Annotated in this window: 22 protein-coding genes; 15 read left to right on the forward strand and 7 right to left on the reverse strand. The window is 69.6% G+C overall.

Translation table 11 applies throughout. The annotated features are described in order from the left end of the window. Positions 1-50: 50 nt before the first annotated feature. The gene (locus AAID08_RS26205) at positions 51-1,388 is read left to right on the forward strand and encodes an NAD(P)H-dependent oxidoreductase (RefSeq protein ID WP_064527369.1); all 1,338 of its coding nucleotides are present in this window, start codon (positions 51-53) and stop codon (positions 1,386-1,388) included. Between the two features lie 69 nt (positions 1,389-1,457). Here the strand turns inward: AAID08_RS26205 and AAID08_RS26210 are convergent, their stop codons facing one another. Next, a complete protein-coding gene (locus AAID08_RS26210) occupies positions 1,458-2,210 on the reverse strand; it encodes a FadR/GntR family transcriptional regulator (RefSeq protein WP_049076565.1) in 753 nt (250 codons plus the stop codon). Positions 2,211-2,362: 152 nt separating this feature from the next. Next, a complete protein-coding gene (locus AAID08_RS26215) occupies positions 2,363-3,100 on the reverse strand; it encodes an SDR family NAD(P)-dependent oxidoreductase (RefSeq protein ID WP_049076567.1) in 738 nt (245 codons plus the stop codon). A gap of 238 nt (positions 3,101-3,338) precedes the next feature. Between AAID08_RS26215 and AAID08_RS26220 the strand changes: the two genes are divergently transcribed. The 11 genes from AAID08_RS26220 (at position 3,339) to lpdA (ending at position 15,454) form a co-directional block, all read left to right on the forward strand. Beyond that, positions 3,339-4,139 carry a shikimate dehydrogenase gene (locus AAID08_RS26220; RefSeq protein WP_054500506.1) on the forward strand — a complete coding sequence of 267 codons (801 nt, stop codon included), beginning with the start codon at positions 3,339-3,341 and terminating at the stop codon, positions 4,137-4,139. A 54-nt stretch (positions 4,140-4,193) separates the two neighbouring features. Continuing rightward, positions 4,194-5,429, forward strand: a complete 1,236-nt coding sequence (locus AAID08_RS26225) for a branched-chain amino acid ABC transporter substrate-binding protein (RefSeq protein ID WP_006386229.1) — start codon at positions 4,194-4,196, stop codon at positions 5,427-5,429. Between the two features lie 136 nt (positions 5,430-5,565). Beyond that, positions 5,566-6,507: a branched-chain amino acid ABC transporter permease gene (locus AAID08_RS26230; RefSeq protein ID WP_006386228.1), complete on the forward strand. Its 942-nt coding sequence runs from the start codon at positions 5,566-5,568 to the stop codon at positions 6,505-6,507. Then, the gene (locus tag AAID08_RS26235; protein WP_054500505.1) at positions 6,504-7,778 is read left to right on the forward strand and encodes a branched-chain amino acid ABC transporter permease; all 1,275 of its coding nucleotides are present in this window, start codon (positions 6,504-6,506) and stop codon (positions 7,776-7,778) included. Before AAID08_RS26230 ends, AAID08_RS26235 begins: the two co-directional genes overlap by 4 nt. Next, entirely contained in the window at positions 7,775-8,527 is a 753-nt protein-coding gene (locus tag AAID08_RS26240; protein ID WP_054419393.1) for an ABC transporter ATP-binding protein, read from the forward strand. The genes AAID08_RS26235 and AAID08_RS26240 overlap by 4 nt, the downstream gene beginning before the upstream one ends. After that, complete coding sequence (locus AAID08_RS26245) at positions 8,524-9,243, forward strand: ABC transporter ATP-binding protein (protein WP_006386225.1); 720 nt, start codon at positions 8,524-8,526, stop codon at positions 9,241-9,243. The genes AAID08_RS26240 and AAID08_RS26245 overlap by 4 nt, the downstream gene beginning before the upstream one ends. 28 nt (positions 9,244-9,271) lie before the next feature. Further along, entirely contained in the window at positions 9,272-10,060 is a 789-nt protein-coding gene (locus AAID08_RS26250) for an SDR family NAD(P)-dependent oxidoreductase (protein ID WP_054500503.1), read from the forward strand. A gap of 29 nt (positions 10,061-10,089) precedes the next feature. Next, positions 10,090-12,273, forward strand: a complete 2,184-nt coding sequence (locus AAID08_RS26255) for a thiamine pyrophosphate-dependent enzyme (RefSeq protein WP_395757112.1) — start codon at positions 10,090-10,092, stop codon at positions 12,271-12,273. Next, positions 12,270-12,761, forward strand: a complete 492-nt coding sequence (locus AAID08_RS26260) for a VOC family protein (RefSeq protein WP_343718907.1) — start codon at positions 12,270-12,272, stop codon at positions 12,759-12,761. Before AAID08_RS26255 ends, AAID08_RS26260 begins: the two co-directional genes overlap by 4 nt. A gap of 12 nt (positions 12,762-12,773) precedes the next feature. Then, entirely contained in the window at positions 12,774-14,048 is a 1,275-nt protein-coding gene (locus tag AAID08_RS26265) for a pyruvate dehydrogenase complex dihydrolipoamide acetyltransferase (protein ID WP_175166999.1), read from the forward strand. 8 nt (positions 14,049-14,056) lie between these two features. Beyond that, positions 14,057-15,454 carry a dihydrolipoyl dehydrogenase gene (gene lpdA / locus AAID08_RS26270; RefSeq protein ID WP_395757113.1) on the forward strand — a complete coding sequence of 466 codons (1,398 nt, stop codon included), beginning with the start codon at positions 14,057-14,059 and terminating at the stop codon, positions 15,452-15,454. Between the two features lie 63 nt (positions 15,455-15,517). Here lpdA and AAID08_RS26275 read toward each other — a convergent pair whose 3' ends face one another. The 3 genes from AAID08_RS26275 to AAID08_RS26285 all read right to left on the reverse strand — a co-directional run bounded on the left by AAID08_RS26275 (position 15,518) and on the right by AAID08_RS26285 (position 19,440). Beyond that, positions 15,518-16,399: a LysR family transcriptional regulator gene (locus AAID08_RS26275; RefSeq protein ID WP_054500498.1), complete on the reverse strand. Its 882-nt coding sequence runs from the start codon at positions 16,397-16,399 to the stop codon at positions 15,518-15,520. Between the two features lie 234 nt (positions 16,400-16,633). Then, positions 16,634-18,499, reverse strand: a complete 1,866-nt coding sequence (ilvD, locus tag AAID08_RS26280) for a dihydroxy-acid dehydratase (protein ID WP_049076584.1) — start codon at positions 18,497-18,499, stop codon at positions 16,634-16,636. A 101-nt stretch (positions 18,500-18,600) separates the two neighbouring features. Further along, positions 18,601-19,440 carry a helix-turn-helix domain-containing protein gene (locus AAID08_RS26285; RefSeq protein WP_049076586.1) on the reverse strand — a complete coding sequence of 280 codons (840 nt, stop codon included), beginning with the start codon at positions 19,438-19,440 and terminating at the stop codon, positions 18,601-18,603. A 469-nt stretch (positions 19,441-19,909) separates the two neighbouring features. Here AAID08_RS26285 and AAID08_RS26290 point away from each other — a divergent pair, with 469 nt between their 5' ends. Beyond that, positions 19,910-20,947, forward strand: coding sequence for a 2-isopropylmalate synthase (locus tag AAID08_RS26290; RefSeq protein WP_049076587.1), 1,038 nt, complete (start codon positions 19,910-19,912; stop codon positions 20,945-20,947). On the opposite strand, the gene AAID08_RS26295 is transcribed toward AAID08_RS26290, so the two are convergent. Further along, positions 20,895-21,785, reverse strand: coding sequence for a LysR family transcriptional regulator (locus tag AAID08_RS26295; RefSeq protein WP_054419409.1), 891 nt, complete (start codon positions 21,783-21,785; stop codon positions 20,895-20,897). The two genes, AAID08_RS26290 and AAID08_RS26295, sit on opposite strands and share 53 nt — an antisense overlap. A gap of 135 nt (positions 21,786-21,920) precedes the next feature. On the opposite strand from AAID08_RS26295, the gene AAID08_RS26300 reads away from it, so the two are divergent. After that, positions 21,921-22,469, forward strand: coding sequence for a GNAT family N-acetyltransferase (locus AAID08_RS26300; RefSeq protein ID WP_054419410.1), 549 nt, complete (start codon positions 21,921-21,923; stop codon positions 22,467-22,469). Next, entirely contained in the window at positions 22,466-23,647 is a 1,182-nt protein-coding gene (locus AAID08_RS26305; RefSeq protein ID WP_064527355.1) for an MFS transporter, read from the forward strand. The genes AAID08_RS26300 and AAID08_RS26305 overlap by 4 nt, the downstream gene beginning before the upstream one ends. On the opposite strand, the gene AAID08_RS26310 is transcribed toward AAID08_RS26305, so the two are convergent. Beyond that, positions 23,625-25,388: an EAL domain-containing protein gene (locus AAID08_RS26310; RefSeq protein WP_395757114.1), complete on the reverse strand. Its 1,764-nt coding sequence runs from the start codon at positions 25,386-25,388 to the stop codon at positions 23,625-23,627. The genes AAID08_RS26305 and AAID08_RS26310 overlap by 23 nt on opposite strands. Positions 25,389-25,413: the final 25 nt, after the last annotated feature.

Here is a 25,413-nt window from a genome sequence, read left to right on the forward strand (position 1 = left end):
TTGGGACTATCCTGTGGTGCTGTATCCCCACCTCTGGAGGAGCCTGCACCATGAATCTGCACCGACTGCTCAAGCAGCGAGAAGCCGACCACAAGCCCTTGCGCGTAGCGCTGCTGGGCGCCGGAAAGTTCGGCGCGATGTTCATGAGCCAGGCCCCCCGCACGCCCGGCATGCGGCTGGTGGCGGTGGCCGACCTGACGCCCGACCGCGCCCGCGCCGCGCTCACCCGCGTCGGCTGGCCGGCGACGGCGCTCAATGCCGCCAGCCCGGGAGACGCGCTCAAGAACGGCAAGGTCTACTTCACTGACGATCCGCTCGCCGTGATCGCCAGCCCCGAGGTCGACATCGTCATCGACGCCACCGGCCAGGCGGCCGCCGGCATCGGCCACGTGCTGGCCTGCTGCGAGCACGGCAAGCACATCATCATGGTCAACGTCGAGGCCGACGCGCTGGCGGGCCCCTTGCTGGCGCGACGCGCGCGCGAAGCCGGCATCGTCTATTCGCTGGCCTACGGCGACCAGCCGGCGCTGATCTGCGAGATGGTGGACTGGGCGCGCGCGGCAGGCTTCGAGGTGATGGCGGCCGGCAAGGGCACCAAGTACCTGCCCGAGTTCCACACTTCCACGCCCGACACCGTCTGGCCGTACTACGGCTTCACCGCCGAGATGGTGGCGGCCGGCGACTTCAACGCGCAGATGTTCAACAGTTTCCTGGACGGCACCAAGAGCGCCATCGAGATGGCGGCGGTGTCCAACGCCACGGGCCTGCTGCCCTCGCCGTCCGGCCTGCATTTCCCGCCCTGCGGCGTGGACGACCTGGCCCGCGTGCTGCGGCCGCGCGAGGATGGCGGCATCCTGCACCACCGCGGCCAGGTGGAAGTGATTTCCTCGCTCGAACGCGACGGCCGGCCCGTGTTCCGCGACCTGCGCTGGGGCGTGTACGTGACGCTGGCGGCCGACAGCGACTACGTGCGGCGCTGCTTCAAGGAATATGGCCTGGTCACCGATCCCAGCGGCAATTACACCGCCATGTACAAACCGTATCACCTGATCGGCCTGGAACTGGGCATCAGCGTGGCCAGCGTCGGCCTGCGGCGCGAGCCCACGGGGGCGCCGGCCGGCTGGCATGGCGACGTGGTGGCCACGGCCAAGCGCGATCTGCAGGCCGGGCAGTTGCTGGACGGCGAAGGCGGCTACACCGTGTACGGCCGGCTGATGCCGGCGCGCGACTCGGTCGACGAAGGCTACCTGCCGCTGGGCCTGTCGCACCAGGTCAAGCTCAAGCACGCGGTGCGGCAGTCGCAGGCGATCCGCTGGAGCGACGTGGAATACGACGATCGTTCGGCCGCGGTGCAGTTCCGTCGCGAGATGGAACAGACCTTCGCCTGAACGCGGCGGACGCCGGCGGGCCCGGACGCCGGCGGCGTGGCCGGGGCGCCGAGGCGCCCGATGGCCGCGTCAGACCGGCGGCGAACGTTCCGCCTGGAACAACCGCAGGCGGTCGGCGGCGTTGCGCAGGTGCTGCTCGGCGGCCTTGCCGGCGGCATCGGGATCCCCGCCCTCGATGGCGGCGAAGATCGCCTGGTGTTCGCTCTGCACGGCCGCCATGCGCTCGGCATACATGCGCGCCGTGTTGTTGCGCGCGCTGCGGATGACGCGCCGCACATTCGCTTCCAGGTAGTCGTTCAGGGCCACCAGGTGCGGGTTGTGCGTGGCCTGCACGATGGCCTGGTGAAACTGGTAGTCCTCTTCGTCGCCCAGCTTGTCGTTGATGAGCGCGTACTCCATGCCCACCAGCGCCTGGCGCATCTTCTTCAGGTCGGGTTCGGTGCGGCGCTGCGCCGCGTAGCGCGCGGCGGTGACTTCGATCGACAGCATCAGCTCCAGGATGTGCTCCAGGTCCTGGTTGTCGCCCGGCGTGGGCGCGGCGATGCGGAAGGCGTTGCGCTGGAAGTTCGGGTCGACGAACACGCCGCTGCCTTGCTGCGAGGTGATCAGGCCTTCGGATTTCAGGCGCGCCAGCGCCTCGCGCACCACGGCGCGGCTGACCGAATAGATCTCGGTCAACTGCTTTTCGGTGGGCAGGCGGTCGCCGGGCGCCAGCGTGCCCTGGCGGATCTGCTCGGCCAGCGCGTCGGCCACGCCCGCCGAAAGCGAATGCCTGGGCGCGGCGCGCTGCGGGTCGGAGTCCTGTGCTTGAGTGGGCTGCATGGGGAATCGTTAAAACGTGAAGGCGGCTCGCGGCGGGGAAGCCCCTGGGACGCGCCGGCCCGTGGTTATAGGAATTCTCGACGTTTCACTGCGGCGGCGCCCTTGAAAATTATAGGATTTTGCCGGAATCAAGGGCACGGCCGTTTCAGACTTTACGCGATATAGATGCCGCCGTTCACCTGCATCACCTCGCCCGTCACGAAACCGGCCAGCGGCGAGCACAGGAAGGCGATCGCGCCGGCGATTTCCTCGGCCGTGCCGAAGCGCCGCAACGGCGTGCTCTCCAGCAACTGCGCGCCCTTCTGGCCGATCAGGTCGTGCGTCATGGAGGTGGCGATGATCCCGGGCGCCACCGCGTTCACGCGGATCTGCGGCGCCAGCTCCAGCGCCAGGCTGCGGGTGAAGCTCTGCACCGCGCCCTTGGAGGCCGAATAGGCCGCGTGCGCGTAGCTGCCGCGCTGCGCCGCCAGTGACGTCAACAGCACGATCGAGCCGTTCTGGCGCAGGTGGCGCTGGGCGGCGCGGCACACGTAGAAGGTGCCGTCCAGGTTGACGCCCATGAGCTTCTTCCAGGCCTCGTCGCTGGTGTCCTTGACCAGTTGCTCGGGGTAGATGCCGGCGCAATGCACCAGGTGGTCGATGCCGCCGAAATGCTGCGCGGCGCGTTCCAGCACCCTGTCGCAATCATGCGAGGCGGCCACGTCCAGCGCGTGCACGAACACCCGCTGGCCGCTGGCGTCCAGCTCGGCGGCCACCTCGTCCAGGCGCGCCTTGTCGATGTCGGTGAGCACCAGCCGGGCGCCATGGGCGGCCATCAGCCGCGCGGTCGCCAGACCGATGCCATTGCCGGCGCCGGTGATGGCCACTACCTGTCCTTCGAACGAAATCATGCTGTCTCCAAAGCGCTTTTTCGGGGGCACGCGCCCGCTCCCGGGGCGCCGCCGACGGTTCGATTGAACCGCCAAATGCATCGCTTGACACGGGAAAAACGCTTGCCCTATGATTTATCGGACAATTTAATAAAGTTGCCTGACAACTTGTGTTGAAAGCGTAAAGCAACTGGCGATTTCAGGCAAGCGGGTCGGAAAAACACGGCCAACGGCCGCATGACAGGCAGGGGACAACCAGGTGGAAATCACCGGCAGCACAACCGTATTCGCGATCGCGGCCGACCCGATCGCGCACGTCAAGACGCCCCAGCGGCTCAACGCCCTGCTGCGCGAGCGCGGCATCGACGCCGTCATGGTGCCGTTCCACGTGGCCGCCGCCGGCCTGCCCGGCCTGTTCGCGGGCCTGCGCGGCCTGGCCAACCTGGGCGGACTGGTGGTCACCGTGCCCCACAAGGAAAGCGCCGCCGCGCTGTGCGACGCCCTCACCCCCGCCGCCGAACTGATCGGCGCCGTCAACGCCGTGCGGCTGCGCGACGGCTGCCTGACCGGCGGCAACTTCGACGGCCTGGGCTTCGTCGCCGGCCTGCGCGGCCAGGGCCATGAGCCCGCCGGCCGCCACGTCTACCTGGCGGGCCTGGGCGGCGCCGGCAAGGCCATCGCCTGCGCCATCGCCGAGGCCGGCCCGGCCAGCCTGCGCCTGTACAACCGTTCGCGCGGCAAGGCCGAGGCGTTTGCCGAGCGCCTGGCGCGCCACTATCCCGGCCTGGCCATCAGTGTGGCCGGCCCGCGTCCCGAGCCCTGTGACATCGCCATCAACGCGACCACCCTGGGCCTGGACGACAACGATCCCCTGCCCTTCCCGCTGGATGCCCTGGCGCCCGGCGCCGTGGTGGCCGACGCCGTCATGAGCCGCGTCGACACGCCGCTGCTGCGCGCCGCGGCCGCACGCGGCTGCCGCACCCATCCCGGCCTCTACATGCTGGAAGGACAACTCACCGAAATTGCCCGCTTCCTGGGCATAGAAGAGCCGCATTCCTAAGCGCGCTTGCTTGATTCACGGACCTACCACTCCCGTTCCACGGAGGAGACACGCATGAAATTGGCTTTCACCACCGGCCTGTTGTGCCTGGCCGGCATTGCCGCATCGGCCCAGGCCGCGCCCGTCAAGATCGGCCTGATCGAGACGCTGTCCGGCCCGCAGGCCTCGACCGGCCTGATGTTCCGCGCCGCGGTCAAGTACCAGTTGGACCGCATCAACGCCGCCGGCGGCTGGAACGGCCAGCCGCTCGAACTGGTCGAGTTCGACAACCAGGGCGGCCCGGTGGGCGCCTCCGACCGCTTCCGCGCCGCGGCCGCCGAAGGCGTGCAGATCCTGGTACAGGGCTCGTCGTCGGCCATCTCCGGCCAGCTCACCGAGGACGTGCGCAAGCACAACCTGCGCAATCCCGGCAAGGAAGTGGTGTTCCTGAACGTGGGCGGCGAGGCCCTGGAACTGACCGGCCAGAAGTGCCACTTCTACCACTTCCGCTTCACCACCAACGCCGACCTGCGCGTCAAGGCGCTGGCGTCGGTCATGTCGGCCGACGGCACGCTGGGCAAGCGCGTCTACGCCATCAACCAGAACTACTCCTGGGGCCAGGACATGGAAGGCGCCACCGAGCGCTTCGCCAAGCAGTACGGCTATGAAGTGGTCGGCAAGACGCTGCACGAAGTCAACAAGATCCAGGACTTCGCGCCCTACGTGGCCCGCATCCGCTCGGCCAATCCCGACACCGTCATCACTGGCAACTGGTCCAACGACCTGCTGTTGCTGATGAAGGCCACGCAATCGGCCGGCCTGAAGGTGCGTTTCGCCACCGTGTTCCTGGACCAGGTCGGCAACCTCGCCAACGCCGGCGAGGTCGCGCTGGGCCACTACATCGCCCACCCCTACAACATCGAGGCCGCGGGCGAGGAAGGCGCCAAGTTCGCCGAGGACTACAAGGCCAAGACCGGCCACTACCCCAGCTACACCGAGCCGCAGACCGTGATCGGCATCACCTTCCTGGGCGAAGCGCTCAAGCAGGTCAAGCCCAAGGACGGCAAGCTGTCGGTGCCGGACCTGGCGCGCGCGCTGGAGAAGGTCACCTACACCTCGCCGCTGGGCACCTACACCATGCGCGCCGAAGACCACCAGGTGCAACTGCCAATGGTGGTGTCCAAGGTCGGCAAGAACGCCAAGTACAAGGCCGACGGCACCGACATGGGCTTCGAGCCGGTCAAGGTGCTGTCCGCCGCGGACGTGTCCGCGCCGGTGCAGGCCACCTGCAAGATGGTTCGCCCGGACTGATGACGCGACGGCCGCGGACGGCATGCCGTCCGCGGCCACTCGCCAATAAAACGCTCACCGGCGCGGGGCCGGAAAAAACAGGGCGTGATCGATCGCCAGGCGCCCGGCGCCTGCGCGCAAGGATTTTGGAGCGGACATGGAATACTTTACCGTCTCGCTGTTGAACGGCGTGATTTACGGCCTGCTGCTATTCATGGTGTCGGCGGGCCTGACACTGATCTTCGGAATGATGGGCGTGCTCAACTTCGCGCACGCCTCGTTCTACATGATAGGCGCGTACGCCGCCTATACCCTGACGCCCGTCACCGGGTTCTGGACCGCGCTGGTGCTGGCCACCGTCATCGCCGGCGTGCTCGGCATGGGCGTGGAGCGCTTCTTCCTGCGCCGCGTGCACAAGTTCGGCCACGCGCAGGAACTGCTGGTGACCTTCGGCCTGGCGTTCATCGTCGCCGAACTCATCAAGCTGTTCTACGGGGATTTCCCGGTCGACTACCGCGTGCCGCAGTTCCTGAACTTCGCGGCCTTCCGCGTGTTCGACGCCGACTACCCGTTCTACCGCCTGCTGATGGGCGGCGTGTCGCTGGCGATGTTCGCGGTGATCTACCTGCTGCTGTCGCGCACCCGCGTCGGCATCGTGGTGCGCTCGGCCATCTATCGGCCGCGCATGGCCGAGGCGCTGGGCCACAACGTGCCGCTGGTGTTCATGAGCGTGTTCGGCGTGGGCGCGGCGATGGCCGGCCTGGCGGGCGCGGTCGCGGGCGCCTTCTACACCACCAATCCGAACATGGCGCTGGAACTGGGCGTGCTGGTGTTCGTGGTGGTGGTCGTGGGCGGCCTGGGCTCGCTTGAAGGCGCCATGATCGCCTCGCTGCTGATCGGCCTGATCAGCTCGTTCTCGGTCGGCATCGACGCCAGCCTGGCGACCCTGTTCGGCCTGTTCGGCGCCGGCGAGTGGGCCGAGAGCGTGGGCGGCCTGATGACGGTGAAGATCTCCAGCCTGGCGGCGACCCTGCCCTTCCTGCTGATGCTGGTGGTGCTGCTGGTCAAGCCCTCGGGCCTGAAGGGAGAACAGGCATGAGCCAGAATTCCTCGCGCCGCGCCACCGCCGGCCTGCTGTTGCTCGCCTGCGTGGCCGCGTTGTGCGCGCTGCCGTGGCTGCTGCCCGCCGGCCAACTGGTCGCGGCGGTGCAGATGCTGATCGCGGCGCTGTTCGCCTGCGCCTTCAACCTGCTGGCCGGCCAGGGCGGCATGCTGTCCTTCGGCCACGCGGCCTACTTCGGCGTCGGCACCTTCGCCACCATCCACGCCATGAATGCGCTGGGCGGCGCGGGCCTGTTGCCGACGCCGCTGATGCCGCTGGCCGGCGGCGTGGCCGGCCTGCTGTTCGGCCTGGTCGCGGGCTGGTTCGCCACCATGCGCGCCGGCGTTTACTTCTCGATGATCACGCTGGCGCTGGCCGAGCTGCTGCACGCGCTGGCGCCGCACCTGAAGGGCGTGTTCGGCGGCGAGGCCGGCCTGTCGGCCATGCGCATGCCAGCATGGGGCTTCACCTTCGGCTCGGACGTCGAGGTGTACTTCCTGGTGCTGGCCTGGGTGCTGGTGTCGCTGGCCGCGCTGTATGGCCTGACCCGCACGCCGCTGGGCCGGCTGACGCTGGGCCTGCGCGAAAACGCCAACCGCCTGCGCTACCTGGGCTACCGGCCGCACACGCTCAAGACCATGGTGTTCGCGCTGTCGGCCATGTTCGCCGGCATCGCAGGCGGCCTGCAGGCATTGAACATCGAGGCCGGCAACTACGTGCTGTTCGAGGTCAAGCTGTCGACCGACGCGGTGCTGTTCGCCTACATCGGCGGCGTCAACGCCTTCCTCGGCCCGGTGCTGGGCGCCTCGATCCTGACCTTCCTGTCGCAGACGCTGGCCGACATCACCCGTTCGTGGCTGCTGTACCAGGGCATCCTGTTCGTGCTGGTGATGCTGTTCGTGCCGGACGGCCTGGTCGGGCTGGTGCAGCGCGCCGCCAGGTCGCTGCGCCAGCGCGGGCTGGCCGACTGGCTGCCGCGCGCCGCGGTGTCCGTCGCCGGCGGCCTGCTGCTGACCGGCGCCACGGTGTTCTCGGTGGAACTGCTGCAACGCATGTTCGCGCGCGACTACCGCTCGCTGCTGGCGATGAACCCCGATGCCGGCTGGCCCGCCATTTCCCTGTTCGGCCACGACTGGGCGCCGCTGGCGCTGTCGACCTGGCTGCTGCCGCTGGCGCTGTTCGCGGCGGGCCTCCTGGCCTGCCGCTGGGCGCTGGCCCTGTGGCGCGGCGAGGCTGAGGCCGCGCCCGTGCTGGAGACCGCGAAATGAGCCACGAGATCCTGACCCTGACCGACGTGCGCAAGTCCTTCGGCGACGCGCAGATCATCCGCGGCGTCAACCTGAAGGTCGAGGCCGGCGAACGCCACGCCGTCATCGGCCCCAACGGCGCCGGCAAGTCCACGCTGTTCCACCTGATGTCCGGCTCGTTCGCGCCGACCTCGGGCGACATCAGCCTGCGCGCGCGCCCGATCGGCGGCCTGCCGCCCGAACGCATCAACCGTCTCGGCCTGGCGCGTTCGTTCCAGATCACCAACGTGTTCCCGCGCCTGTCGGTGCGCGAGAACCTGCGGCTGGCGGTGCTGCGCATGCACGGCCTGGTCTACAACTTCTGGCGCCCCATCGCGCGCCACCGCGCCGTCAACGAGAACGTCGACCAGTTGCTGGAAAAAGTGCGTCTGGCGCCCAAGCAGCACACCGCCGCGGGCGACCTGAACTACTCCGAGCAGCGCTCGCTGGAAATCGGCATGACGCTGGCCTCGCGGCCCAAGGTGATCCTGCTGGACGAGCCGATGGCCGGCATGTCGCAGCACGAGGTCGACTACACCGTCGAACTCATCAAGGACGTGACGCGCGACTGCACCCTGCTGATCGTGGAGCACGACATGCAGGTGGTGTTCTCGCTGGCCGACCGCATCAGTGTGCTGGTGTACGGCGAGATCCTGGCCACCGGCACGCCCGCCGAGATCCGCGGCGACGCCCGCGTGCGCGAAGCCTACCTGGGAGAGGAAACGGTATGAGCATGCAATCCCCCCTGCTGGCCCTGCAAGGCGTGCACGCGCACTACGGCAAGAGCCACATCCTGCACGGCATCGACCTGACGGTGGGCCGCGGCGAAGTGGTCAGCCTGCTGGGCCGCAACGGCGCCGGCCGCTCCACCACCATGAAAAGCATCATGGGGCTGGTGGACGTGACGGGCGGCCGCATCGCCATCGAAGGCCGCGACATCACCAACAAGCGGCCTTTCGAGATCGCCCGCGCCGGACTGGGTTTCGTGCCGGAGGAGCGCGAGGTGTTCGCCAACCTGACGGTGGACGAGAACCTGCGCATGGGCGAACAGCCCGTCCGGCCCGACGCGCCGGCCTGGACCATCGAGCAGATGTTCGGCTATTTCCCGCGCCTGAAGGAACGCCGCAATACCCGCGCCGGCAACCTGTCCGGCGGCGAACAGCAGATGCTGACCATGTGCCGTTCGCTCCTGGGCAACCCCAAGGTCATGCTGATCGACGAACCCACCGAGGGCCTGGCGCCCAAGATCGTGGAAGTGATCGCCGACGTGATCCGCGACATCCACCAGCGCGGCGTGTCGGTGGTGCTGGTCGAGCAGAAGCTGACCATCGCGCTGAAGGTCTCCACGCGGGTGAGCGTGATGGGCCATGGCCGCATCGTTTTCGAAGGACCGCCCGCGCAGTTGCATGAGCGCCAGGACGTGGTCCAGGAATGGCTGGCGGTCTGACCGCGGCCCTATCTGTAGAGGCAAGCACTTGGACAATACCCCTGAAGTACGCCACGCCGATCTGCGCGGCAAGAACGTGGTGATCACCGGCGGCGCCAAAGGCATCGGCTACGCCACGGCCGAGGCGTTCGTGCGCCAGGGCGCGCGGGTGGCGCTGCTGGACATGGACCCGGTAGCGCTGGACGCGGCCGTGGCCGGGCTGCGCGCGGCCGGCGGCCAAGCGCTGGCCGCGCAGGCCTCGGTCACCGACGCCGAGGCGGTCGAACGCGCCTTCGCCCAGGTCGAGCAGGCCTGGGGCGGCATCGACGTGCTGGTCAACAACGCCGGCATCTCGGCCAACAAGCCGTCGCTGGAAGTCACCCCCGAGGAATGGCGCCGCGCCGTCGACATCAACCTGACCGGCGTTTTCCTGTGCGCCCAGGCCGCCGGCCGCCGCATGGTGCCCAAGGGCGACGGCTGCATCATCAACCTGGCCTCGATGTACGGCGTGGTGGCCGCGCCCGACCGCGCCGCCTATTGCGCCACCAAGGGCGCGGTGGTGCTGCTGACCGAGACCCTGGCGGTGGAATGGGGCCCGGCGGGCGTGCGCGTGAACGCGCTGGCGCCCGGCTACGTCGAGACCGACCTGGTGCGCGACCTGGCCGCGCGCGGCCGCCTCGACCCCGAACGCCTCAAGCAGCGCACGCCGCTGCGGCGCCTGGCGCAACCGGCCGAAATGGCCGACCTGGCGGTGTTCCTGGCGTCCAGCCAGGCCGCCTACATCACCGGACACACCCTGGTGGCCGATGGCGGCTGGAGCCGCTACAGCTACCTCTGACCGCTTACCTACATTCTGGAGATTCACTCATGGCCACCTACCAACCGCTTGGTTCCCAGGCGCCCTGGCGGCAACTGACGGTCGAGGCCTCGGACTGGCAACAGGCCGACCCGGCGCTGCTGGCCACCATGCTGACGCAACTGCACTGGATCCGCGCCTTCGAGGAAGCGGTGCTGGACCTGGCCGCCGAAGGCCTGGTGCACGGCCCCGCCCACTCGTCGGTGGGCCAGGAAGGCGGCGCCGTCGGCTCGGTGCTGGCGCTCGGCGCCGGCGACCAGATCAACGGCTCGCACCGCGGCCATCACCAGTTCCTGGCCAAAGCGCTACAACACGTCGCGCCGCTGGGCCTGGATCCGCGCAACCCGCTGACGCCTGCCATCGACGAAGTGCTGCACAAGACGCTGGCCGAGATCATGGGCCTGGCGCAAGGCTACTGCCGCGGCCGTGGCGGCAGCATGCACCTGCGCTGGCTGGAAGCCGGCGCGCTCGGCACCAACGCCATCGTCGGCGGCGGCGTGCCGCTGGCGGCCGGCGCGGCCTGGGCCCACCGGCACGCCGGCACCGACCGCGTGGCCGTGACGTACTTCGGCGACGGCGCCGTCAACATCGGCTCGGTGCTCGAGACGATGAACCTGACCGCCGCGTGGAAGACGCCGCTGTGCTTCTTCATCGAAAACAACCGCTACGCCGTGTCCACTACGGTGGAGGAATCGACCGCCGAGCCGCGCCTGTCGGCCCGTGGCCAGGCCTTCAACATCCCGGCCTGGCAGGTCGATGGCATGGATCCGCTGGCCGTGCACCTGGCCATGTCGGAAGCCGTGGCGCACATGCGCGCCGGCAACGGCCCCACCATCATCGAGGTGGACGTCTACCGCTTCTTCCACCAGAACGGCCCCTTCCCCGGCAGCGCCTTCGGCTACCGCAGCAAGGAAGAGGAAGCGCAATGGCGCCGCCGCGACCCGCTCGACAAGATCGCCGCCGAGATGATCGGCCGCCAGTTGATCACCCAGGCCGAGGTCGACGCCCTGCGCCAGCGCTGCAAGGACGTGATGAAGGACGTGTCGGGCCGGCTGACCGAGGCCGCCGACGGCGGCAAGCGCCGCGTGCGCGCCGACCTGTGGCCGCGCCCCGACTTCCGCGACGTGGGCCTGCGCAGCGACGGCTCGGAACTGGCCGGCCTGCGCTACCAGGACGCCGCCGACTACGCCGGCGCCCGCGCCGAGCGCAAGTTCGTGGACGCGGTGGCCGACGTGCTCGACCGCCGCATGGAGACCGACCCCGGCGTGGTGGTGCTGGGCGAGGACGTGCACCGCCTGAAGGGCGGCACCAACGGCGCCACGCGCGGCCTGAAGGACAAGTACCCCGATCGCGTGCTGGGCACGCCGATCTCCGAGAACGCCTTCGCCGGCCTGGGCGGCGGCCTGGCCATGGACGGCCGCTACAAGCCGGTGGTGGAATTCATGTACCCCGACTTCATGTGGGTCGCGGCCGACCAGATCTTCAACCAGATCGGCAAGGCCCGCCACATGTTCGGCGGCGACATCGACGTGCCGTTCGTGCTGCGCACCAAGGTCGCGATGGGCACGGGCTACGGCTCGCAGCACTCGATGGACCCGGCCGGCGTGTTCGCCACCGCGCCGGGCTGGCGTATCGTCGCGCCGTCCACGCCGTATGAGTACATCGGCCTGATGAACACCGCCCTGGCCTCCAAGGACCCGGTGCTGGTGATCGAGCACGTCGATCTCTACGCCTCGTCGGGCGAGGTTCCCGACGGCGACCTGGACTACGCCATTCCGTTCGGCAAGGCGCGCGTGCGCCGCGCCGGCTCCAAGGTCACGGTGCTGACCTACCTGTCGATGGTCAGCCGCGCGCTCAAGGCGGCGGAAGCAACCGGCGTGGATGCGGAGGTGATCGACCTGCGCACGCTGGACCGCGCCAACCTCGACTGGGACACCATCGGCGCCAGCATCCAGAAGACCAACAACGTGCTGATCGTCGAACAGGGCGCGCGCGGCACCTCGTACGGCGCCATGCTGGCCGACGAGATCCAGCGCCGCTACTTCGACTGGCTCGACCAGCCAGTCAAGCGCGTCACCGGCGGCGAAGCCTCGCCCAGCATCTCCAAGGTGCTGGAACGCGCGGCCTTCGCCGACACCGAGGAAGTCATCGCCGGCCTGAACGACGTGCTGGCCGACCTGGGAGAACGCGCATGAGCGCCGCCCTGCGCATGAGCGTCCCAATGGAGGTCGGCATCTGCTGCGCCGACCTGGACGCGCTGCTGGCGTTCTACACCGAGGTGGTCGGCCTGACGCTGGTGAACCGGGTCAGCGTGCCGGCCGACAAGGCCAGCGCCACCGGCCTGACACCGCATGGCTACGACGTGGCGCGCCTGCAGACCTCGTATGGCGAGCGCATCAAGCTGCTGCAGCCGGCCAGGGCGCCGGAGCCGGCGGTGCGAGGCGCCGCCATCCTGGACCGCCAGGGCAGCGCCTACCTGACCTTCATCGTGCATGACCTGGCCGGCACCGTCGAGCGCCTGCGGGCGCGCGGCGTGGTCTTCGACAGCGATCCGGCGCCGATGGAAGTGCGGCCCGGCACCTGGCTGGCCTTCTTCCGCGACCCCGAAGGCAATGTGCTGGAACTGGTCGAATACGACGACCCGGCGGCCTACCGGCCCGACCTGGCCGTGCGCACAGAATAGGACGAACTACACGTGGCACACCTTATCAAGCTCCCCTCCGTCGCGGCCGATGCCGACGCCGGCACGCTGCACCAATGGCTCAAGCAGGAAGGCGACACGGTCGCCGTGGGCGAGGCGCTGGCGGAAATCGAAACCGAGAAGGCAATCGTCGAGATCAACGCCGAACAGGCGGGCGTCTTGGGCCGCATCGTGGTGCAGGCCGGTCCGGCGTCGGTGCCGATCAACACCGTGATCGGCGTGCTGCTGGCGCCGGGCGAGGACGCCAGCGCGATCGACAAGGCGCTGGCGGAACACGGCGCGCAGGCAGCGGCCCAGCCGGCCGTGGCACAGCCTGCCGCAGCGCCGGCCGCGGCGACATATGCCGCGGCTACGCCGACGACCGCGTCTTCGACGGCCGCGCCCGCCGCGCGCGACGCCACTGCCGACGCCCCCACGCCCGGCACGCGCCGCTTCGCCAGCCCGCTGGCGCGCCGCCTGGCCGCGCAATGGCACGTCAACCTGCTCGACGTGCAGGGCACCGGCCCGCGCGGCCGCATCGTGCGCCGCGACGTCGAGGCCGCGCGCGACCGCGCCCCCGTTGCCGCCGCGCCGCAGGCCAGCCGCGCCGCCGGCCGCCGCGTGCCGCATTCCGGCATGCGCCGCGCCATCGCCCGCCGCCTGACCGAAAGCAAGCAGCAGGTGCCGCACTTCTACCTGACGGTGGACTGCCGCATGGACGCGCTGCTGGCCCTGCGCGCCCAGGCCAACCAGGGCGGCGCGGTCAAGCTGTCGGTCAATGACTTCATCGTGCGCGCCGCCGCGCTGGCGCTGCGCGAGGTGCCCGAGGTCAACGCCAGCTGGCACGAGGACGCCATCGAATTCCATGCCGGCGCCGACATCAGCGTGGCCGTGGCCACCGACGGCGGCCTGGTCACGCCCATCGTGCGCGACGCCGACGTCAAGCCGCTGTCCGCCATCGCCGCCGAGATCGTCGAGCTGGCCGGCCGCGCCAAGGTCAATCGCCTGAAGCCCGAGGAATTCACCGGCGGCTCGCTGACGGTGAGCAACCTGGGCATGTACGGCATCAAGCAGTTCGCCGCCATCATCAACCCGCCGCAGGCCGCGATCCTGGCGGTGGGCGCGGCCGAACGCCGCCCGGTGGTGGACGACAATGGCGACCTGAAGGCAGCCACCGTCATGACCGTGACGCTGTCGGCCGACCACCGCGTGGTGGACGGCGCCGTCGGCGCGCGCTGGCTGGCCGCCTTCCGCGCGCTGATCGAAGCCCCCGTGCGCATCCTGCTGTGAGCCCCGCCATGACCAAGACTTCGTTTGACCTGGTGGTGGTGGGCGGCGGCCCCGGCGGCTACGTGGCCGCCATCCGCGCGGCGCAACTGGGCCTGTCGACCGCGCTGGTGGAACGCGCCGAACTCGGCGGCATCTGCCTGAACTGGGGCTGCATCCCGACCAAGGCGCTGCTGCACAGCGCCACCGTGCTGCGCGCCTGCCGCGAGGCCGAGCAGTACGGCGTGACCGGCGCCGGCGCGGCCCAGCCCGACCTGGCCGCGATGGTGGCGCGCTCGCGCAAGGTCGCCGGCCGCCTGGGCCAGGGCGTCACGCACCTGATGAAGAAAAACGGCGTGACGGTGTTCGCCGCCAGCGCCCGGCTGGCCGGCGGCGGCCGCGTCGCGCTCGACAACGGCGCCACGCTGTCGGCGCGCCACATCATCCTGGCCACCGGCGCGCGGGCGCGCGAGCTGCCGGCGCTGCCGGTGGGCGAACGCGTCTGGACCTATCGCCAGGCGCTGACGCCGCCGGCGCTGCCCAAGTCGCTGCTGGTGGTGGGCGCGGGCGCGATCGGCGCCGAGTTCGCCAGCTTCTACCGCGCGGTCGGCGCGCAGGTGACGCTGATCGACATGACCGCCGAGATCCTGCCGCAGGAAGACGCCGAGATCTCCGCGCTGGCGCGCAAGGCGTTCGAAAAGCAAGGCATCCGCGTGCTGACCCAGTGCGCGGTCAAGTCGTCCAGCCTGACGGCCACCGGCGTCAAGGCCGTGCTGGAGCAACAGGGCAAGCAGATCGAGCTGGAGGTCGAGCGCGTCATCGTCGCGGCCGGCATCGTCGGCAACGTCGAGAACCTGGGCCTGGAGCAGACCCGCGTGAAGGTGGAGAAGACCCACATCGTCACGGATGGCCTGAGCCGCACGGCGGAACCGGGCGTCTACGCCATTGGCGACGTGGCCGGCGCGCCGTGGCTGGCGCACAAGGCCAGCCACGAGGCGGTGCTGTGCGTGGAGGCCATTGCCGGCCTGCCAGCGCACGCGCTCGACCCGCTGCGCATTCCGGCGTGCACCTATTCGCATCCGCAGGTCGCCAGCATCGGCATGACCGAGGCCCGCGCCCGCGAGCACGCCAAGGCGACGGGCGGCGAGATCCGCGTCGGCAGGTTCACCTTCGTCGGCAACGGCAAGGCCATCGCGATGGGCGAGGACCAGGGGCTGGTGAAGACCGTGTTCGACGCCAAGACCGGCGAGCTGCTGGGCGCGCACATCATCCACCCGGAGGCGTCAGAGCTGATCGCCGGCTACGGCGTGGCGGCGGCGCTGGAGGCCACCGAGGAAGACCTGATGCACAGCGTGTTCGCGCATCCGACGCTGTCGGAGACGCTGCACGAATCGGTGCTGGCGGCCTTCGGCCGGGCGCTGCACGGCTAAAGCCCGTGGCAACGCGCCAGGCGTCTCGCGCGGACCGTCCTCGGCCGCGCGGGGCGCCCCGCTTCACAACCGACTGGCGAAGAAATCCAGGAAGCAGGCGATGCGCCGCGATAGCTGCGTATTGCGGTAGTACACCGCGTGCATCGGCTGCAGGTAGTCGGTGTGCAGGTCTTCCATGATGCGCACCAGCCGCCCTTCGATCAGATCGTCGCGCGACACGAAGTCCGACAGGCAGGCGATGCCCACGCCGCGCAGCGCCAGGTGGCGCTGGGTTTCGCCGCTGGACGTGGCCAGCGTGGGCGTGGCCAGGTAGGTCGAGCCGCCCGCGTGGCGCAGCGGCCAGACGTTCAGGCTTTCCGGCTGGGTGAAGCCCAGCAGTTCGTGCCCGGCAAGATCCTCGACGGTGCGCGGCACGCCGCGCCGCGCCAGGTATTCGGGGCTGGCCATCAGCCAGCGCGGACGCGGTCGCATTGGCCGCGCATGCAGCGTGGAATCGTTCAACGGCCCCATGCGCAGAGCCACGTCGGTGCGGTGCTCGATCAGGTCGACGATGCGGTCGTTGCTGGTCAGCTCCAGCGAGATCGCCGGATACTCGCGGCGAAAGTCGGCCACATGCGGCACCACGCAATGCAGCATCACCGGCACCGAGGCGTCGACGCGCAGGCGGCCGGCCGGCTGCTGGTTGACGATGCGCATGCATTCCTCGGCTTCTTCCAGCGACTGCACGATCTGGCGCGCCTTGTGCAGGAAATGCGCGCCTTCGGCGGTCAGCTCCATGCGCCGCGTGGTGCGGTTCAGCAGCGTCACGCCCAGGTCTTCCTCCAGGCGCGACAGGCCTCGGCTGACGCCGGAGGCGGTCTGGCCCAGCATCTCGGCGGCGGCGCTCATCGAACCGGCGTCGACCACGCCCAGGAACAACCGCAGGGCTTCGGAATTGAGCGCCATTTTTGACTCCGGATCACAAGTAGCGGAATTTTATAGCGCGCCGCTGACGCAATGTCGCGGTGGCCCGGCCGATGACAGGGTTATCTGGCCACCGCGGGCAGCGATCCCGGTCAGGCGGGAGGTGGCGAAAGCGGCAGTGGCGGGATGTTGCTGCGCGCTGCCGCCAGCGCAGCGCACGCCAAAAAAAAGCGGCGCACGCGGCGCCGCTTTTTCACTGCATCGACCGCCGGCCGATCAACGCTTCTGCTTGAGCTGCGACAGATCGCGCACCGCGCCGCGGTCGGCCGAGGTGGCCAGCGCCGCGTAGGCCTGCAAGGCCTGCGACACCACGCGCTCGCGGTCCACCGGCAGCCAGCCGCCATCGGCGCGCGCGTTCATCGCGGCGCGGCGGCGGGCCAGCTCCTCGTCGGACACGGCCAGGTGCATCTTGCGGTTGGGGATGTCGATCTCGATGGTGTCGCCGTCTTCGACCAGGCCGATGGTGCCGCCCTCGGCCGCTTCGGGCGAGGCGTGGCCGATCACCAGGCCCGACGAGCCGCCCGAGAAGCGGCCATCGGTGAACAGCGCGCAGGTCTTGCCCAGGCCCTTGGACTTCAGGTAGGACGTGGGGTACAGCATTTCCTGCATGCCGGGGCCGCCCTTGGGGCCTTCGTAGCGGATCACCACCACGTCGCCCGGCACGACCTTGTCGCCCAGGATGCCTTCGACAGCGTCGTCCTGGCTTTCGAACACGCGCGCGCGGCCGGTGAAGACCCACTGCGATTCATCCACGCCGGCAGTCTTGACGATGCAGCCCTTCTCGGCCAGGTTGCCGTACAGCACGGCCAGGCCGCCGTCCTTGGAGTAGGCATTTTCCTTGCTGCGGATGCAGCCGGTCTTGCGATCGGTGTCCAGCGTCAGGAAGGTCGCGTCCTGGCTGAAGGCCACGGTGGTGGGGATGCCGCCGGGCGCGGCGCGATAGAACTTCTGCGCCGCTTCGCCGGCGCCGCCGGCCACGTCCCATTGTGCGATGGCGTTGCCCAGCGTGCCGCTGTGCACGTTGCCGCAGGACAGGTCGAGCAGGTCGGCGCGCGCCAGTTCGCCCAGGATGCCGAGGATGCCGCCGGCGCGGTGCACGTCTTCGATGTGGTACTTATCGGTGGCCGGCGCGGCCTTGCACAGGCACGGCACCTTGCGCGAGATGCGGTCGATGTCGGCCATGGTGAAGTCGACGCCGGCTTCCTGCGCGGCGGCCAGCAGGTGCAGCACGGTGTTGGTGGAACCGCCCATGGCCACGTCCAGCGCCATGGCGTTCTGGAACGCGCTCTTGGTGGCGATGTTGCGCGGCAGGACCGATTCGTCTTCCTCGACGTAGTAGCGGCGGCACAGGTCCACCACCAGGCGGCCGGCCTGCTCGAACAGGCCCTTGCGCCAGGCGTGCGTGGCGACGATGGTGCCGTTGCCCGGCAGCGCCAGGCCGATGGCCTCGGTCAGGCAGTTCATCGAGTTGGCGGTGAACATGCCGGAACAGGAGCCGCAGGTCGGACACGCGCTGCGCTCGACTTCGGCCACGTCGGCATCAGACACGTTGGGATCGGCGGCCTTGATCATGGCGTCGATCAGGTCGATCTTGGCGATCACCTTGCCGTCGGTCGGCGACTTGACCTTGCCGGCTTCCATCGGACCGCCGGACACGAACACCACCGGAATGTTCAGGCGCATCGCGGCCATCAGCATCCCCGGGGTGATCTTGTCGCAGTTCGAGATGCAGACCATGGCGTCGGCGCAGTGCGCGTTGACCATGTATTCGACCGAGTCGGCGATCAGTTCGCGCGACGGCAGCGAGTACAGCATGCCGCCGTGGCCCATCGCGATGCCGTCATCGACCGCGATGGTGTTGAATTCCTTGGCGACGCCGCCGGCGGCCTCGATTTCCTTGGCGACCAGCGCGCCCAGGTCGCGCAGGTGCACGTGGCCCGGCACGAACTGCGTGAACGAGTTGACCACCGCGATGATCGGCTTGCCGAAGTCTCCGTCCTTCATGCCGGTGGCGCGCCACAGGGCGCGGGCGCCGGCCATGTTGCGGCCGTGGGTCGAGGTGCGGGAACGGTAGTGCGGCATGATCTTGTCTCAGGCGATTAGCGTGGGCGGCAAAACGGTAAATAATACGCTGGTTCCGGCCGCCAGCGGCCGCAGGCCGCCCAGAGGCCGCGCCGCGGCCATCAGGCGGACGCCGTGCCGCGCGCGGCGAAGGCGCTGGGCGGCTCGCCCAAGGCCTTGCGGAACATGGCCGCGAACGCGCTGGGACTGTCGTAGCCCAGATCCAGGGCCACATCCAGCACCCGCTCGCCGCGCGCCAGCCGCTCCATCGCCGCCAGCAGCCGCGCCTGCTGGCGCCAGCGGCCGAAGGTCATGCCGGTGTGGCGCAGAAACAGGCGGTGCACCGTCTTGGGATCCACCCCCAATTCCCGCGCCCAGTCGGCCGCGCCCGCCTGGCGCTCGGGGTGGCGCACGATGGCGCGGCAGATGCGCGCCAGGCGCGGCTCGGACGGCTGCGGCAGGTGCAGCGGCAGCACCGGCTCCTGTTTCAGCTCGTCCAGCAGCAGCATCATCAGGCGGCCGTCGCGGGTGCCGGGCTGCCAGTCCAGCGGCACCTCGGCGGCCGCCACCATCAGCTCGCGCAACAGCGGCGAGATCGACAGCACGCAGCATTCGGTGGGCAGGTGCGCGGCCGCGCCCGGCTCGACGAACACCGTGCGCATGCGCGGTTCGCCGCTCATGCGGATGGCGTGCGAGACCCAGGCCGGCACCCAAACGCCGCGCGTTGGCGGCACCACCCAGATACCGGCGTCGGTATCCACCACCATCACGCCCGAGATGGCGTACACCAGTTGCGAGCGGCGATGGCGGTGGCGACGCACGCGATGTCCGTCCTCGTAGTCCACCGCCAGGGCCGCCACCGGGCGCAGCGAGGACTCGTACGGAAACAGGTCCAGATCGGCGGGCTTGCGCGATCGGGAGGCGGCGGGCGATTTCGGCTTGTCCATTTCTCGATGATTCATGTCCAACCGGCGGTAGACGGTCTTTTCCAGTGTACCTATCCTGCCCGCCATCCCGTCGATTTCCCTGTCGTCCGCGTTCCGATCATGCCTCTTGCCTGCCATTGCCCCGCCGCCCGCTGCGCCGCCTTGCGCGGCCGGCGCGCGCGCATGGCCGGGAAATCGGACGCCCTCACAGCCGCGCGCGCGGTCCCGGACACCCGGCGCCTTTGCACCAACGCGCGCCCCGCCGCGCCGCGCCCGCGCCTTTACGCCCATACCCGCCTCGTCCCGAGCTGCCGCGCCCTTCGCGCCCACGCCGCGGCCGCCGTCCTGCCGACGCTACGACTAGCGCGCGGTTGCCGGGCCTTGCGCCCCGTGGCCGCCCGGCAGCCCCGGGCCCTCTGACGGGCCCGTCCGCCACCTCCCTTGCCCGACCGCCGCCGCAGACCGGCGGCCCCAGACGCCGCGCGCCGCGCGGCCGGAGGTTTTCATGCTCGACCATCCCCAACACAAGTACCGCCCCGTCCAGCCCTTTTCCCGCGACTACGCCGAACGCCAATGGCCCGCGCGCCGCCCGAGCGCGCCGCCGATCTGGATGAGCACCGACATGCGCGACGGCAACCAGGCGCTGATCGAGCCCATGGACGCGGCGCGCAAGCTGCGCTTTTTCGAGCAATTGGTGGCCGTGGGCCTGAAAGAGATCGAAGTCGCGTTCCCATCGGCCTCCGACACCGACTTCAACTTCGTGCGCAAACTGATCGAGGAAAACCGCATTCCCGACGACGTCACCATCGAGGTCCTGACCCAGTCGCGGCCCGACCTGATCGAACGCACGTTCGAATCACTGCGCGGCGCGCGCCGCGCCATCGTGCACCTGTACAACCCGATCGCCCCGCAATGGCGCCGCATCGTGTTCGGCATGAGCCGCGCCGAGATCAAGGAGATCGCGCTGGCCGGCACGCGCCAGATCCGCGCCCTGGCCGACGCGCATCCGGAAACGGAGTGGATCTACGAGTACTCCCCCGAGACCTTCAGCCTGGCCGAGCTGGACTTCGCGCTGGAGGTCTGCGATGCCGTCAGCGCGATCTGGCGCCCGACGCCGGCAAACAGGATGATCATCAACCTGCCGTCGACGGTGGAATGCACCACCGCCAACGTCTATGCCGACCAGATCGAATGGATGCACCGCCGCCTGGCGCGGCGCGACAGCATCGTGCTGAGCGTGCATCCGCACAACGACCGCGGCACCGCGGTGGCCTCGGCGGAACTGGCGGTGCTGGCCGGCGCCGACCGCGTCGAAGGCTGCCTGTTCGGCAACGGCGAGCGCACCGGCAACGTCGACCTGGTGACGCTGGCGCTGAACCTGGACCGGCAGGGCATCGCCAGCGGCCTGGATTTCACCGACATGGCGGCCGTGCGCGACTGCGTCCAGGCCTGCAACCAATTGCCGGTGGACGTGTTCCACCCCTACGCGTTCACGTCCGCAACGCCAGCAGCGCTTCCTGCAGGTGCCGCAGCCCCCGGCTGAGCGGCTTGTCGCGCCGCACCACCACGGCCAGCGTGCGCGCCAGGCGCGGCGTCAGGGAACGCACCGCCAGGCTGGCGCGCTGGCCCGCGCCGCTGACCGCCAGCCGCGGCAGCACCGCGCACGCCAGACCGGCAGCCACGATTTCCTTCATGGCCTCGGTGCTGCCCAGCTCCATCACCGGCTTGGCCGCCACCCCTGCCGCGTCGAACCAGTCATCCACCAGGCCACGGGTGCGCGCGCCCGGCTCGAACAGCACCAGCGGCAGCGCCGCCAGCGCCTGCGGCGTCACGGCGTCCGGCATTCCCAGCGGGCCGCGCGCCGGGAAGATCGCCACGAACTCGTCTTCCAGCACGGGCGTGGCCTCGATCATGCGGCCGGGCGCGGGCAGCGTCACCAGGCCGATGTCGAGCGTGTTGTTCTCCAGGCCGCGCAGCATGTCGGCGGTATTGCCGGTGCTGGCCACCACGTCCAGCGCCGGAAAGCGCCGCCGCAGGCCGGCCAGCAGCGGCGGCAGCAGATAGGTGCAGGCGGTGGCGCCGGTGCCCAGGCGCACCCGCCCGGTCACTTGCGAAGCATGCGCCGTCATGGCCTGCTCGGCCCGCGCCAGCGCGGTGTCGATGGCGCGGATGTGGGTCAGCAGTTCCAGCCCGGCGGCGGTGGGCCCGGCGCGGCGGCCGACCCGCTCGACCAGCTTCAGGCCGAAGCGGCGCTCGAGCTGGCGCACCTGCAGGCTGACGGCGGGCTGGGTGATGCCGCCGCGTTCGGCGGCGGCCGAGAAACTGCCCAGTTCGATCACCTGCGCAAAGGTGCGCAGGGCATCCAGATTGAGTCCGCGCATGGCATTCCGTCCCCGCCTAATCAAAAGTTTTACTTATAAAAAGCATAATAGACCAAAGCTTTATTTATGCATGGGCTTGCGCCACACTGGCGACTGGTTTTTCACCCGTCCGTTCCTTCCCACCGCGAACCCGCCATGCCGCAACCCGCCGCCCCCACCATCCTGATCCGCGACAGCGTGGATGCCGATCTGCCCGCCATCAAGGCCATCTACGCGCACCATGTGGAGCACGGCACCGCGTCATTCGAACTGGAACCGCCATCGATCCAGGAAATGCGCCAGCGACGCGCCGGGGTGCTGGAGAAAGACATGCCCTACCTGGTGGCCGAGATCAACGGCGAAGTGGTGGGCTACGCCTACGTCACCCCCTACCGCCCGCGCCCGGCCTACCGCCACACGGTCGAGGATTCGGTCTACGTCAAGGCCGGCCGCGCCGGCCTGGGCATCGGCGGCAGGCTGCTGGCCAGGCTGGTCGAGCGCTGCACCGCGGCCGGCTGGCGCCAGATGCTGGCGGTGGTGGGCGACAGCCGCAATGCCGCCTCGCTGGCGGTGCATGCGCGCCAGGGCTTTCACCCGGTGGGCACGCTGCGCTCGGTGGGCCACAAGCATGGCGAATGGCGTGACACCGTGCTGATGCAGCGCGCCTTGGGCGAGGGCGACAGCACGCCGCCGCAACGCCCATGATCCCGCCGCGCGCGGTGGTCTGCCTGGGGCTGACGCAACTGGTCGGCTGGGGCGTGACCTTCTACCTGATCGGCGCGCTGGGGCCGGACATGGCCGCCGACCTGGGGTGGGACCCGGCCACCCTCTACGGCGGCTTCTCCTGCGCCATCGTGGTCATGGCGTTGGTGTCGCCGCTGGCCGGCCGCGCGATCGACCAATGGGGCGGACATCGGGTCATGCCCGCCGGCGCCACGCTGGCGGCGGCGGGCTGCGCCGCGCTGGCCGCCGCGCACGGCCTGCCCGCCTATTTCGCCGCCTGGACGCTGCTGGGCGTGGGCATGCGGCTGTGTCTGTACGACGCCGCATTCGCCTCGCTGGCGCGCGCCGCCGGCCCCACGGCGCGGCGGCCGATGTCGCAGATCACGCTGTTCGGCGGGCTCGCATCGACCGTCATGTGGCCGGTGGGCCATGCGCTGTCGGGCTGGCTGGGCTGGCGCGGCGCCGTGCTGGCCTACGGGGCGCTGGCGTTGGCGACCGTGCCCCTCTACCTGGCGCTGCCGCGCGCACGCTACGCCGCGCCGGTGCAAGCCGCCGGCCAGGGTGGCGCGGGCCTGACGCGCAACGCGTCGGAGCGGCGCCTGGCCGGCCTGCTGTACGCGGCGATCGCCATGCTCACCAACTTCCTGGCGGCCGGCAATGCCGCCCACCTGATCCCGCTGCTGTCGGGCCTGGGGCTGGCCAAGGCGCTGGCGGTCAATGTCGCCGCGTTGTGGGGCGTGGGCCAATTCGCCTCGCGGCTGGCCGACGTCGCGCTGGGATCGCGCCTGCACCCCTTGACCCTGACCCTGGCGGTGGCCGCCCTGATGCCGCTGGGATTCGTGCTGGCGCTGCTGTCGGGTGGCCAACTTGTCACCTTGGCCGCCTATGCCTTGCTCTACGGCGCCTGCAACGGCCTGCTGACCATCGCGCGCGGCACGCTGCCGCTGGCGCTGTTCGACTTCCGCAGCTACGGCGCGCTGGTCGGCGCCCTGCTGATCCCCAGCTTCCTGCTGACCGCCGCCGCGCCGGTGGCCTATGCCTACGTGATCGAGCGGCACGGCGCGCACGCCGCGATGGGCATATCGGCGGGCTTGGCCACGGCCATCCTGGCCGCGGCGCTGGCGTTGCGATGGCGCTTCATTGCCCGGACGCGGAGCTGAGCGGCGCGCCGCCATCTCGCAATGCCACGGCCGGCGCCACGCGCTCGCGGCCCCGCGCCATGTCGGCGCGGCGCCAGCGCTGCTCGGCGAGCGCGGCGGCCAGTTCATCGCCCGTGCCGGGCCGGAAAAACAGAAAACCCTGCAGCAGGTCGCAACCGGCTTCGCGCGCGGCGCGGCAATGCGCCTCGGTCTCGATGCCCTGGGCCACGGTGACGATGTCCAGGTCCCGCGCAAGCTGACAGATCGAGGCCAGCACCTTCTGCGCCTCCGCCTGGCGCGCGGCATTCCAGACGATGGACTTGTCCAGCTTCAAGCCGGTCAGGGGCAGCGTCGACAGCCATTCGAGGTTGTTGTAGCCCTTGCCAAAATCATCGAGCCAGACCTGGATGCCGCGGCTGGTGAAGGCCTCCAGCATGGAGCGGATATCGGCGGATCCCGCATGCAGCGCCGCTTCCTCAGTGAGCTCGATGCGGATGTCGTCCGGCGCCAGGCCGCACGCGGCGATACCGCGCAGGACTGTGCCGACGACATCGCAGCGGGCAAAGCACTGCGGCGAGATATTGAGGTTCACCGCCAGCGCCGGCCCTTGCGCCGCCTGCCGCCAGCGCGCCTGGTCATGGGCGATGGCTTGAAGGCTCCAGTTGATCAGGGCCTGCGCCGCCTCGGGGGCGCCAGCTTCGCGCAACAGACCATCGATGCCCATGGTCTCGCCGCCCGTCGCGCGCCATCGCAACAGGGCTTCGGCGCCGACGATTTCCAGATCCGCGGCGGTGACGATGGGCCGGTAATGCAACTGCAGGCGGTCGCCCTGGATCGCTGCCAGCAGCGGCGACACGGCGCCTTCCTTGCGGATCACCATGGGTTCGTGGCTCGCGCCGCCGCCATCCTGGACCAGCGCGGCCGAGAATGCATAGCCCTTGCCGCGCAGGCTGCGGATCGGAATGGCCATGCCGGCGGCGGCGCCCTTACGCTTGAGGCGGCTGATGACCAGGTCCAACGCGCGGCCATTGCCGGCAATGTCGAGGCTGGCGGCGGCGAAGCCCGCGCGGCGGATGACGCGCTCGGGATGGCCGTGCATGCCCTTGAGCACCGCGCGTTCCATGGGCGTGAGATTGACGGCCGCCCCGCCGGGCGAGACAAGCGTCCATTCGTTGTCGCACAGGCGCCAGCTTTGTTCCGCCGCGGGGGGCTCGGCCGCCACGTCCGGCCGGCGCGGCGCGGAGGCCGCGGGCGGCTGGCATAAGGTCAGCTTGCGCTGCGCCGACTGGATCGCCGCCGCCACCTCGCTGTAGCTGATGTTCGCGCCATAGCAGCTATCCGCGCCGGCCAGCAGCGCGTTGATCCGCACCGCGGGGCTTTCGATGTGGCGGATGGCGATGATGGTCGAGTGGGCGAAGCGCGCGCGCAGTTGGCCGATCGTGATGTCCAGGTCCCGCGGCAGGCACAGATGCACCTGGATTTCCCCGGCATGGCGCGCCGGCGCCGGTTCCTGGAGCGATACGGGGTTCAGGACGAAACCGATCTGCTGGAGCGAATCGGTGATGCCTTGCTTGGCGAATTCGTTATCGAAAATAAGGATAATGCGCGACCGATTCATGATGATTGAGCCCTGGATAAAAACGCTTTCCATCGAACGGTATTGAAATGTTTTTTTGCATCTCCATACCTGGAACAGGGTCGCAAAAAAAGGGCGCTCAATCCTTCCTGTTGCCGCGTAAAGTCGAAAATCATTGAATTCCATTCATCTAAAAATGAATGGAATTCAA

Origin of the sequence: Achromobacter sp. EB05 (assembly GCF_044232075.1) — a bacterium.
GTDB lineage: Bacteria > Pseudomonadota > Gammaproteobacteria > Burkholderiales > Burkholderiaceae_B > Achromobacter > Achromobacter dolens.

Coding starts and splice junctions, on each gene's coding strand:
- AAID08_RS26215 (WP_049076567.1), bottom strand. CDS start 3,100: ATGATTTCGTTCGAAGGACAGGTAGTGGCCATCACCGGCGCCGGCAAT.
- AAID08_RS26300 (WP_054419410.1), top strand. CDS start 21,921: ATGCCGCAACCCGCCGCCCCCACCATCCTGATCCGCGACAGCGTGGAT.
- AAID08_RS26275 (WP_054500498.1), bottom strand. CDS start 16,399: ATGGCGCTCAATTCCGAAGCCCTGCGGTTGTTCCTGGGCGTGGTCGAC.
- AAID08_RS26295 (WP_054419409.1), bottom strand. CDS start 21,785: ATGCGCGGACTCAATCTGGATGCCCTGCGCACCTTTGCGCAGGTGATC.
- AAID08_RS26225 (WP_006386229.1), top strand. CDS start 4,194: ATGAAATTGGCTTTCACCACCGGCCTGTTGTGCCTGGCCGGCATTGCC.
- AAID08_RS26305 (WP_064527355.1), top strand. CDS start 22,466: ATGATCCCGCCGCGCGCGGTGGTCTGCCTGGGGCTGACGCAACTGGTC.
- ilvD (WP_049076584.1), bottom strand. CDS start 18,499: ATGCCGCACTACCGTTCCCGCACCTCGACCCACGGCCGCAACATGGCC.
- AAID08_RS26255 (WP_395757112.1), top strand. CDS start 10,090: ATGGCCACCTACCAACCGCTTGGTTCCCAGGCGCCCTGGCGGCAACTG.
- AAID08_RS26245 (WP_006386225.1), top strand. CDS start 8,524: ATGAGCATGCAATCCCCCCTGCTGGCCCTGCAAGGCGTGCACGCGCAC.
- AAID08_RS26285 (WP_049076586.1), bottom strand. CDS start 19,440: ATGAATCATCGAGAAATGGACAAGCCGAAATCGCCCGCCGCCTCCCGA.
- AAID08_RS26290 (WP_049076587.1), top strand. CDS start 19,910: ATGCTCGACCATCCCCAACACAAGTACCGCCCCGTCCAGCCCTTTTCC.
- lpdA (WP_395757113.1), top strand. CDS start 14,057: ATGACCAAGACTTCGTTTGACCTGGTGGTGGTGGGCGGCGGCCCCGGC.
- AAID08_RS26240 (WP_054419393.1), top strand. CDS start 7,775: ATGAGCCACGAGATCCTGACCCTGACCGACGTGCGCAAGTCCTTCGGC.
- AAID08_RS26260 (WP_343718907.1), top strand. CDS start 12,270: ATGAGCGCCGCCCTGCGCATGAGCGTCCCAATGGAGGTCGGCATCTGC.
- AAID08_RS26310 (WP_395757114.1), bottom strand. CDS start 25,388: ATGGAATTCAATGATTTTCGACTTTACGCGGCAACAGGAAGGATTGAG.
- AAID08_RS26235 (WP_054500505.1), top strand. CDS start 6,504: ATGAGCCAGAATTCCTCGCGCCGCGCCACCGCCGGCCTGCTGTTGCTC.
- AAID08_RS26210 (WP_049076565.1), bottom strand. CDS start 2,210: ATGCAGCCCACTCAAGCACAGGACTCCGACCCGCAGCGCGCCGCGCCC.
- AAID08_RS26230 (WP_006386228.1), top strand. CDS start 5,566: ATGGAATACTTTACCGTCTCGCTGTTGAACGGCGTGATTTACGGCCTG.
- AAID08_RS26205 (WP_064527369.1), top strand. CDS start 51: ATGAATCTGCACCGACTGCTCAAGCAGCGAGAAGCCGACCACAAGCCC.